The following is a 10,232-nucleotide window of genomic DNA, read 5'->3' as shown; positions in this document are numbered from 1 at the left end:
GGGGGTGCGCGCGGCGTGGCCGCGCGCGCCCGTCTCCCCGCTCTTGTCTCCCGACCTACCGCCCCATCATTCCATCCCGCACCCACACGTCGCCTCCCACCTCCACCGTGGCATCGGTGAAGAAGTTCCACCGCACGTAGGCCCCCTTCACCTTCCCCCCCAGCTCCCGGTTGTCACCTAACGACAACCGCACCACGCCGGCGCCGTAGCCGTAGTACGGGATCCAGCGATGCCCGCTGGTGGGGATGGCGAGGAGCGGGTTGAGCCCCAGGGCGAACTCGCGGAACGATCGCGCCGCATCCCCCCCGGCCGCGAGCTCCTGCTCCACCCCGTCGCGCCCGCTCGTGGCGGTGAAGTGCGTGACACGCCCCCTGGCGAAGTACATCACCAGCCCGCGCACGCTGACGCCCCCCCACACCCCGTCGGGGAAGGCGATCTTCCCCTCCACGCTCTCCTCGATGGGGGCCACGCGGATGGCGCCGGCGGGGAGCTCGACCTCGCGGTCGATGAGCGTCCGCCCCTCGCGCGCCCGCCCCTGCGACGCGTCGCCGTCCTGCCGCGTCACCACGCGGTTGCCGATGCGAAAGGTGATGTCGGTCCCGGCGGGGGTCGTCACTCGCACCGGCGCCTTGCGCATGGCGCTCTCGAAGCGGCGCTGCGAATCGGCGAGCGCCTCGTAGTCGGTGTCGAGCAGCGCGCGCTCGTAGAACTCGGCGACGTCCGGGTCGACCGGGATCGGCTCGCCGTCGATGGAGTAGGCCCCGGCCCAATGGAAGTGGATGGTGCGAACCCCGCGCCCCGCCGGACGCTGCAGGAGCCACTGGAAGGCATCGTACGCCGGGTCGCCGACGGTGGCCCCGGGGAGCATGACCCCGACATCCACGTTGCGCAGGATCTCGATGAGCTGCTGCCTGGGCTTCTGCTCCGTGAGGCGCGTGAAGTCGCTGCGCCACTTCTGCGGTGCGATCCCCCGGGCCGGGATCAGCCCCACCAGTTCGCCCCCGCCGCGCCGCACCGCACGCAGCATCTCCTCGACCAGGTCGTCGGCCACCCCCGGGACGACCACGAGGACGACCCTTTCGCCGGCCAGCAGCTGCATCCGCTCCACGACGACCCGCGCCACCTCCCCCCAGTCCTTCGGGGGCGCGGGCGGCGCATCGGCGCGCGCCGCCACCGCCTGTGCCGGCAGCTGCAACACCGGCAGGAGCGCCAGCGCCACGAGCCCGTGCCTCACGACGCGAGGCAACCTTCGTCCCACCGTAACGACTGCCTCGCGCATGACAGGCCTCCCTGATGAGTGCCGACCCTTACCGACCTCTGGGGCAAGGAGAAGATTGCGTGAGAATACCACCCCCCGCCACCGACCGTTCCGCACTCCCGTCTCCCGTCTCCCGTCTCCCATCCCATGCCCGACGCCCTGGAACTCGCGCATCTGATTCGTACCCGCCAGCTGTCGGCGAGGGAGGCCGTCGACGCCGCGATCGCCCGCATCGAGCGCCTCAACCCCGGGCTCAATGCGGTCGTCCACACGATGTTCGAGCAGGCGCGCCGCACGGCCGACGCCCCGCCCGCCGATCCGGACGCCCCGTTCGCCGGCGTCCCGTTCCTGATCAAGGACCTGCTCACCACGTACGCGGGCGAGCCGCTCGAGATGGGGTCGCGGCTGTACGCCGGGTGGCGCCCGGACCACGACTCCGAGCTCATGCGCCGCTATCGCCGCGCCGGCCTCATCACGCTCGGCAAGACAAACACGCCCGAGTTTGGCCTCGTCCCCTACACCGAGCCCCGGGCCAAGGGGACCACCCGCAACCCGTGGAACCTCGAACGCACGGTCGGCGGGTCGAGCGGGGGCTCGGCGGCCGCGGTGGCGAGCGGGATGGTCCCCGTTGCGGCTGGCGGTGACGGCGGCGGCTCCATCCGCATCCCCGCCAGCTGCTGCGGACTCTTCGGCTTCAAGCCGTCGCGCGGCGTCGTCCCCACCGGCCCCGACGAGGGCGAGCACTGGGGGGGCTCGGCGACCGAGGGGGTGCTCACCCGGTCGGTGCGCGACTCGGCGGCCATGCTCGACGCCATCGCGGGCGAGGATGCCGGCGCCCCGTATGCCGCCCCGCCCCGCTCACGGCCGTACCTGGACGAAGTCGCGACCGACCCCGGCCCGCTCCTCATCGCCTTCACCGACGCCCCGATGCTGGGCCACGAGATCCACCCGGACTGCAAGGCCGCCGTCCGCGACGCCGCCCGGCTCCTCGCGTCGTTAGGTCACCGCGTGGAGGAGCGGGCCCCGGTCGTGGACCGCGAGGAGTTCAACCACGCCTTCGTCACCGTGGTCTGCGGCGAGGTCGCGGCCGACCTGCGCGACGCCCGGCAGCGCCTGGGGCGCAGGGCGACGCGACGCGACGTGGAGGTGGCGACGTGGGGGCTGGCGATGCTCGGCGACGCGGTGAGCGCCGGCGAGTACGCCAGCGCCATGCGCTACCTGCAGCGCAGCGGCCGGGCGATGGGGCGCTTCTTCGAGGGGTGCGACCTCTTCCTCACCCCCACCCTGGGGATGCCGCCGGTGCGCCACGGCGAGCTGCAACCCGGGCCCGCCGAGGCCCGGCTCATCCAGGTGTTCGGCGCCCTGCGCGCCGGCGGGCTGATGCGCCGGCTGGGCGCGGTGGCCCAGGCCGCCGCCACCGTCTTCGACTTCATTCCCTACCCCCCGCTCTTCAACGCCAGCGGCCAGCCCGCCATGAGCGTCCCGCTGTCCTGGAACACGGAGCGGCTCCCCATCGGCGTGCAGCTGGCGGCAAGGTTCGGGGACGATGGCACGCTGTTCCGCGTCGCCGCCCAGCTGGAGCGCGCCCGCCCCTGGAAGGACAAGTGGCCCCCCGTGTCCGCGCAGAGCTGAGCAGCGCCGAGGCACGCGGGGAGGAAGCGCCTCTCTCGTCTTCTCGTCTTCTCGTCTTCTCGTCTTCTCGTCTTCTCGTCTTCTCGTACTCACGGATTCACCCAGTACGCCACCTTGACCAGCAGCGTGTTGTCCGGGTGCGCCCGGAACAGGTCGCGGTAGTCGCGCGAGAAGTCGAACGCCCCGCGGTTGGCGTCGCTCTGCAGCCGCCCCTGCTGCCAGACGAGGAAGAGCGTGGACCCCGGACGGTACTCCCAGCGCACGACGGCGTTGGAGTTGAACTGCTTGTAGCTGAAGCCGTCGGGGTTGGCCTGGCCGCCATACGGGCGATAGCGATCCTCGTACCGGCCGGCGCGCGGGTCGGCCACCTCGCGCCAGTTGCGGAACGTCCCGGTGCTCACGAACGGCTGGGCATAGAGCTGGAACGAGAGCGTGGGCGAGGCGGTCCAGTTGAGGCGCGCGGTGATGCCTACCGTCGACTGGTCCAGGTGGGCGAAGGTGTAGTGCGTGGTGTCGCTCAGCAGGGCGCCGTAGTTGCCGATCCACTGCTGGTCGTCGTCCCGCGCCTGGTACGACAGCTCGGCGGCGGCCGAGAAGCGCGAGGCGACGCGCAGCTCGCCCCCGGCGGTGATCGCGCCCGTGTGCGAGCGCCCGCCGTCGCCCACCCCCCCCAACACCGAGACCCGCGGGACGAGGACGTTGCGCGGGTCGCCGGTGACCGAGAACCCCAGCTCCTGCGCGGGCCCTTGTCGCACCGCCGGCCCGCCGCGGGCGCACGACACGCAGTGCGCCGTCCCCAGGTTGTTGATGTTGTACGTCAGCGCCACCCCCCAGCTGTTCAGCAGCTCGAACGAGCTGTGCGCCGTGACCCGCGTCCCGCTCGGGAGCCCGCCGGTGGTCCAGTGGTTCTCGGTGGAGACGAGGTTGAACGACCGCCGGTAGAACGCCCCCGGGCGCAGCGCCTGCCACGACGCCTCGTTGCGCACCGAGACGTCGTTGACGGTGGGGACGAACCCCAGGTCGTTGAGCTCGAGCCCCGGCGTGGCGCGTCGCAGGTAGGTGTTCCACCGCACCGCCCCCCCGACCTTGCTGATGGAGGCGGCGACGACGTTCCCGCCTAACGAAGTGCGCGTGCTGTCGAAGCGCTCCTCGTGGTCCGGGCGCTGGTAGAAGTGGACGCTGTTGAGCTGCGTGAGGGCGATGGCGCGCTCCGACCCGCTCACCCGGTTCAGCCCGGTGTACGCCATCAGCTCCCACCGGTCGCGGCCGAAGCGGTGCACCCCCTGCAGGAGGAGGTTGTAGGCGTCGCGGCGCAGCGAACCGGCCGCATGGTCGTCGAGGTTGCGGTTGACGGCGGTGACCATCGTCCCCAGCTGCGTCCTTCCCTCCCGCATCTCCTTCACGAGGCGCCCGACGAAGTAGTTGGTCTCGGGCTCCACCGTCTCGCCGCTCACCCCCTCCTCGCGCCGCGTCACCGCCTCCACGAGCCCCACCGCCACCCCGTTCCGCAAGCGCCCGGTGAGCTTGGCCGCGCCAAGGATGGTCGTCCCCGACGGATCGAGTGACGAGCTGCGCAGCTGCGGCGTGCGCCCGATGCGGCGCGTGTAGAAGACCCCCTCGCACGGCCCGCCGCACTTGAACAGCCCCACCCCCTCCTGGAAGAAGGGGCGGCGCTCCTCGAAGCGCACCTCGAACGCGGTCAGGTTCAGGAGGGCCGGGTCCACCTCCACCTGGCCGAAGTCGGGGTTCACGGTGGCGTCGAGCGTGAGGTTGGGGGTCACCCCGTACTTGAGGTCCACCCCGGCGGTGAGCTTCTGCGGGTGGCGCCACCCTTCTTCGCCGGGCTCGGTCACGTTCTTGGTGACGGCGTAGGGGAGGAGCTCGAGGCGGCTCCCGCGCTGGATCCCGCGGATCCCCTCCAGCGTCCCCAGCTGCGAGGCGAGCGCCTGCCGCGACTGGCGAAAGGCCGGCCACGCCGCCCGCTCGTTGCGCCTGGCGATGTCGCGCCAGACCCCGAAGCCGAACGTCGGCGCCCCGCCGTTGAAGCGGAGCTGCGAGAACGGGATCCGGAACTCGGCCACCCACCCTAACGAGTCGATCGCCGCGGCCCCGTCCCACACCCCGTCCCAGCTCATGTCCTCCACGTAGTCGCTGTAGATCGAGGCGTCCCGCTTGACCCCGGCCGGGTTGAGCATGAGCTGGATCCCCGTGCGGCGATCCATGTAGCCGTCGATGATGACCTTGAGCTGGTCCGAGTTGGTGCGCACGTCGCGCCGGCTCAGCAGCGAGACGATGCTGTCCGGGTGCGGGTCGAAGGCGCGGATCACGACGAACAGGTTCCGGTCGTCGTAGACGACGCGCACCTCGGTGCGGAACGACGGATCGCCATCCTCCACCGGGGTGAACTGCTTGAAGTCGTCGATGGGCGGCGCCACCTGCCACGCCGGATCGTCGTCGTGCCCGTCGATCACGGGCGCGACCCTGGCCCGCACCGCGCGCGCCGTGGTGAGCGCCCCTCCCTCGTCCTTGCCCTTGGCCGCACGCGCGTCACCGGCGCGCCCCTCGTGACCCGCGGATACGCTGGCGGGAAGCTGCGCCCCCGCCAGCGTCATGCTGGGCGCGCCGGCGAGCGTCGCGACGAGGACCGGGAGCAGGAAGGCAGGACGTGACAGCACGAACCCCATGGGCTGGAAGAAGGGCGAACAGGACGTGCCCCCAAACGGAGGCACGATCATCCCCTATCTACGCCCCCTGCGAAGAATTCGTTTTGGGCGGACATGCCCCGGCACGCACCTCGGCCAGCAGGGCCAGGAGCCCATCCTGCTCCCCCCCTTCCACGTGCGACAGCGCGGTGTCGATCGCCGAGACCAGGTGCGGGTCGACGTCGACCAGGAGGCGCGTCCCCGCCTCGGTGATCCGGCAGTACACCTGGCGCCGGTCGCTCGCATCCCGCTCGCGCCGCACGAACCCCGACGCCTCCAGCTTGTCGATGAGGCGGGTGATCCCCGCCGCCTCCTCGATCATCCGCTCGCGGATGGCAAGCGTCGGGAGCCCCTCCGCCCCCGCGCCGCGCAGGATGCGCAGCACGTTGTACTGCGCCAGCGAGAGGCCGTGATCCTCGACCACCTTCGCCACCGGCCGCCGCACGACGGCGGCGGTGCGCAGGAGCGCCAGGAAGAGTTCCTCGCGCCGGGACCGGAAGGGGCGACTCTGCTGCAGCTCGTCCTGCAGCGACTGCCACCGGGGGGTCATGGCCTCAGCTCCACGGCGCGGAGTCGATGGCGAGCACCGTCGCCAGCAGGACGTTGGCCCCGTTCGTGACGTCCTTCGCGTGCGAGAACTCCTTCGGCGAGTGCGAGATCCCCCCCACGCTCGGGATGAAGATCATCCCCGCCGGCCCCAGCCGCGCCATGTGCTGCGCATCGTGCCCCGCACCACTCGGCAGGTATTTCGTCTTTAGGTCGAGCCCGTGGGCCGACTGCTCCACGGCCGTTTGCACCCGCGCATCGCACAGCGCCGGCGCCGAGTCGTGCGTGGACTTGTAGCTGAAGGTCGTCCCCGTCGCTCGCCCGATCTCGGCGGCCTCGCCCATGATCCGCTCGAACAGCATGGCCTGCTTCTTCGCATCGAGGTCGCGCAACTCGAGCGAGCAGGTCACCTTCCCGGGAATCACGTTCGGGACGCCGGGAAAGGCCTGGATCCGCCCCACCGTCCCGACCTGCCGCCCCGGGACGCTGGTGACCACGCGGTTCACCATGTCGGTGAAGCGCGCCGCGGCCAGCATCGCGTCGCGACGGTTGTTCATCGCCGTCGTCCCGGCATGGTTGGGAAATCCCTCGATGGTCACGTCCCACCACCCGATCCCGACGATCCCCTCCACCACCCCGATGTCGAGCCGCTCCGCCTCCAGGTTCCCCCCCTGCTCGATGTGCAGCTCCACATAGGCGGCGACGCTCCCGGGCGCGCGGCGCGCCTCGGCCAGCCGGGCGGGATCACCGCCGATGAAGGCGATCCCCTCGCCGATGGTCTTGCCGCTCTTGCTGGGAAGCTTGAGGTCGTCGGCGCTCACCTCGCCGGTGAGCACTCGGCTCCCCACCGTCCCGCCTTCCTCGTTCTGGAAGATCACGACCTCGAGCGGGTGCTTCGTCGTGATGCGCTGCTCGCCTAACGTGCGCGCCACCTCGATGGCCCCCAGCGAACCGACGGGGCCGTCGAAGTTCCCCCCTTCGGGGACGGAATCGATGTGCGACCCGAAGACGATGGGCCGGCGCGATGGGTCCGAGCCGGCGCGGCGCCCCCAGATGTTCCCCCCGGCGTCGACGGTGACGGTGAGCCCGGCCTCGCGCATGAGCCCCATCGCATACGCCCGCCCCTGCTTGTCGAACTCCGAGTACGCCACCCGCGACACCCCGCCGAAGTCGTTCTTCCCGAACTGCGACAGCGCGGCGATGTGGGCGTTGAGGCGCTCGCCGTTCACCAGCGTCGGCGCGGCGCTCGAAGCCGGAATGGAAAACGCCCCCGTGCGCCCGAACGACAGGGCGGCGAGGGCGGAAAGGGAGGCCTTGGTGAAGTCGCGACGCCGCATGGGGATCGGGGATCGAGGTGGATCCCCCAATTATGCGCCCCGCGGGCGCGATCGACCACCTCGCGCGACAAGGTGAATGCGCCCCAAAGTGAATGCGCCCCAGGGTGAATGCGACGCGAGGCGCATGCGCCCTCGGCTCCCGGTTCCGGAGCCCCGCACCCCCTCACTCCCCCGCGCTCCCCTCCAGCGCGCGGCGTTCCCTCCACTCCCGCCGGATCTCCTCCGACGTCCGCCGAGAGCCGTCGGGGCTCCACCCCGGCGGGCCGAAGACGTACGCCAGGCGCTCGCGCCAGCCGCGCGCACGCGCCACGTCGCGCGCGATCGCCGCCCACTCGTGGAAGGCGATCCGCAGCGGGTTGAAGGTCCCGAGGTTGGCGGTGATCCCGTACCGGCACGGTTCGGCGTCGTCCTCCAGCACCAGCGTCCCGAACATCCGGTCCCAGATGATGAAGATCCCCGCATAGTTGCGGTCGAGGTAACGGGCGTTGCTGGCGTGGTGCACGCGATGGTGCGAGGGGGTGTTGAAGACGTACTCCACCCAGCGGGGGAGGCGGCGCACCGACTCGGTGTGGATCCAGAACTGGTAGACGAGGCTCACCCCCTGCTGGAAGGCGATCAGCGCCGGGGGGAAGCCGGCAAGGGCGAGGGGGAGCCAGAGGACCCACACGAACGCCAGTTGGCCGGTCCAGCTCTGGCGGAGGGCGGTCGAGAGATTGAGGTGCTGCGACGAGTGATGGTTCACATGTGCCGCCCACCAGACGCGGTACTCGTGCGACCAGCGGTGGAACCAGTAGTAGCAGAAGTCCTCGGTGAAGAGGAGGGCGACGAAGACCCACCACGCGTCGGGGAGGCTCACCAGTCGGTGCTGGTACACCCAGTTGGTGGCGGCGTAGACCACGCCGCCGTAGGCGGCGCCGATCGCGAGGTTCCCGAACCCCATGAGGATCGACGCCGCGGTGTCACGCAATTCGTAGTTTGTCGGCAGGTGCCGCCGGCTCCACAGCACCTCGGCCACGATCAGCAGCATGAAGACCGGGATCGCGAAGGCGACCGGGCTGGGGAGGGCGGCGGCGAGGGTTTCGAGCATGCAGGGGTGGCGGTGCGCTAGTTGGGCGAGCTCCTCCCCGGGGCCTCGCGCGCGCTCGCCGTCGCCCGCAGCAGCGAGAGCGGGTCGACGGTAACGCCACCGTAGCGCGCAATCCAGTGGAGGTGCGGCCCCGTCACGCGCCCGGTGGCCCCCACGAGCCCGATGATCGCGCCACGCACCACCGTGTCGCCGACGGCCACGCGCTGCTTGCTGAGGTGCAGGTAGGCAGTGACGAGCCCCTCGCCGTGGTCGAGGTAGACCACGTTCCCTCCCAGGTAGAAGCGATCGACGATGCGGACCACGCCCCGGTTGGCGGCGCGCACCGGGGCGCCGACGGCGCCGGCGTAGTCGGTCCCCATGTGCCGCGAGGTCACCGTCCCGTTGAACTCGCGCCCGCGCCCGAAGCTGCTGGTGATGCGGCTGGTGCGCGGGGGGCGGAATGACGTCGTCCACAGGCGAGGCGTCGCGTGCGACGCCCGCGAGACCTCGGCGGCCCGCGCCGCCTCGCGGCGCATGCGCGCCTGCAGCGCCGAGTCCGGGGGGGCCGAGAAGCGCGGCGCCACGCGCAATCGCTCGAGCGGGTAGTGGGCGCTGGCGAGGGCGACGCGGGCCGTTGCCGAGTCGGGGGCCCCGCCGGGGCAGGCGAAGCGCACGCCTAACGAATTCGCCGAGTCGATGGGGGCCGCCGCCAGGGCGCGCCAGCGCCCGGGAGCCGTGCGCGAGAAGTGCAGCGGCTCGCCCGCCACCTCGGCGCCGGGAGGCGCCTCACCGGGGTAGGTCACCACCTCCACGCTGAACAGCGACCCCGGGGGCGGGCGCTGTGGCGTCCACGACGCCTGGAAGGGAGAAGGACAGGTCACCGTCGCACCTCCGCGCGCCGCCTCCTGCGCGGGGAGCGCCCCCGTTGCCGCGGTCAGGGTCAGCGCCGCCAACGCGGCCCCGACGAGCCGCTGCAACCGGGGGCGCCATGCCCGCCAGTGTTCCTCCGCCAGCTGCACCTCCACGTGCGGGCACCCCAGGTCGTGCAGGTACAGGCGCGCGCGCACCGCCCCGGGCGCCGGGACCTCGTCCATCCGGGCCAGGTCGCCGCGATGGAGCAGGCGCGACGTGAGCGTGTCGCCATGGGCGAAGACGACGGCGACGGCATCGTCGGGGGGCGCGGCGGCCGCCAGCGCACCCCCCCCGTCCGCGGCACACGCCACCTCGGCGGGGTGCCACCCCGGGTGCTCCACGGCCAGGATCGCCCGCGCCTCTTCGGCGCTGCGGAGGGTCGCCGTTCGGACGCCGGCGACCAGCCAGACGGTGAGCAGGATGACGGCGAGCGCGACGACGGGCCACACGAACATGCAGCATCCCCGGTTCGAGGTAGGCGCCCGGGGAAGCTAGCCCCTTCCCCTCCCACGGTCGACCGGCCGCGCGCGATCCGGGGCGCGCCGCACGCGGAGGCTCGTCTCCACGATGAGGTGCGCGCGCGCGCGCGGCGAGGCGCCGGCGGCGGCCGGCGGCGCGAGCGCGACCTCGAAGCGCTGCACCTGGCGGACTCCCTTCACGACCGACGGACCCGCTTCGACCCGCGGGACGAGGGCCAGTGCGAGCGCGGCGGCGGCGAGCATGGTGCCGGCTGCCGCCCCCCTCCCCGCCCCCTCGGGCTCGCGGCGCAGCGTCGTCAG

The 10,232-nt window shown here is 72.0% G+C and carries 7 protein-coding genes and 1 pseudogene; 1 reads left to right on the top strand and 7 read right to left on the bottom strand.

All coding sequences use genetic code 11. The annotated features are described in order from the left end of the window. Positions 1-55: 55 nt before the first annotated feature. Positions 56-1,234: a hypothetical protein gene (locus ABS52_17930; protein ODT00762.1), complete on the bottom strand. Its 1,179-nt coding sequence runs from the start codon at positions 1,232-1,234 to the stop codon at positions 56-58. 171 nt (positions 1,235-1,405) lie between these two features. On the opposite strand from ABS52_17930, the gene ABS52_17925 reads away from it, so the two are divergent. Continuing rightward, complete coding sequence (locus tag ABS52_17925; GenBank protein ID ODT00761.1) at positions 1,406-2,890, top strand: amidase; 1,485 nt, start codon at positions 1,406-1,408, stop codon at positions 2,888-2,890. 89 nt (positions 2,891-2,979) lie between these two features. Here ABS52_17925 and ABS52_17920 read toward each other — a convergent pair whose 3' ends face one another. The 6 genes and pseudogenes from ABS52_17920 to ABS52_17895 all read right to left on the bottom strand — a co-directional run bounded on the left by ABS52_17920 (position 2,980) and on the right by ABS52_17895 (position 10,232). After that, a complete protein-coding gene (locus ABS52_17920) occupies positions 2,980-5,625 on the bottom strand; it encodes a hypothetical protein (GenBank protein ID ODT00760.1) in 2,646 nt (881 codons plus the stop codon). A 7-nt stretch (positions 5,626-5,632) separates the two neighbouring features. Continuing rightward, positions 5,633-6,142: a hypothetical protein gene (locus ABS52_17915; protein ID ODT00759.1), complete on the bottom strand. Its 510-nt coding sequence runs from the start codon at positions 6,140-6,142 to the stop codon at positions 5,633-5,635. 4 nt (positions 6,143-6,146) lie between these two features. Next, entirely contained in the window at positions 6,147-7,397 is a 1,251-nt protein-coding gene (locus ABS52_17910) for a Zn-dependent hydrolase (GenBank protein ODT00774.1), read from the bottom strand. A 241-nt stretch (positions 7,398-7,638) separates the two neighbouring features. Continuing rightward, positions 7,639-8,562 (bottom strand): C-5 sterol desaturase, encoded by a 924-nt coding sequence (locus ABS52_17905; protein ID ODT00758.1) that lies wholly within the window; start codon positions 8,560-8,562, stop codon positions 7,639-7,641. A 17-nt stretch (positions 8,563-8,579) separates the two neighbouring features. Beyond that, positions 8,580-9,908, bottom strand: coding sequence for a hypothetical protein (locus tag ABS52_17900; protein ODT00757.1), 1,329 nt, complete (start codon positions 9,906-9,908; stop codon positions 8,580-8,582). 36 nt (positions 9,909-9,944) lie between these two features. Next, a pseudogene (locus ABS52_17895) lies at positions 9,945-10,232 on the bottom strand (hypothetical protein).

The sequence above is a fragment of the Gemmatimonadetes bacterium SCN 70-22 genome, assembly GCA_001724275.1.
Classification (GTDB): domain Bacteria; phylum Gemmatimonadota; class Gemmatimonadetes; order Gemmatimonadales; family Gemmatimonadaceae; genus SCN-70-22.
This window is presented reverse-complemented; position numbering and strand designations above follow the sequence as displayed.

Excerpts from the sequence above, each read along its gene's own strand:
- ABS52_17905 (ODT00758.1), bottom strand. The coding sequence starts at position 8,562 with ATGCTCGAAACCCTCGCCGCCGCCCTCCCCAGCCCGGTCGCCTTCGCG.
- ABS52_17920 (ODT00760.1), bottom strand. The coding sequence starts at position 5,625 with ATGATCGTGCCTCCGTTTGGGGGCACGTCCTGTTCGCCCTTCTTCCAG.
- ABS52_17900 (ODT00757.1), bottom strand. The coding sequence starts at position 9,908 with ATGTTCGTGTGGCCCGTCGTCGCGCTCGCCGTCATCCTGCTCACCGTC.
- ABS52_17915 (ODT00759.1), bottom strand. The coding sequence starts at position 6,142 with ATGACCCCCCGGTGGCAGTCGCTGCAGGACGAGCTGCAGCAGAGTCGC.
- ABS52_17925 (ODT00761.1), top strand. The coding sequence starts at position 1,406 with ATGCCCGACGCCCTGGAACTCGCGCATCTGATTCGTACCCGCCAGCTG.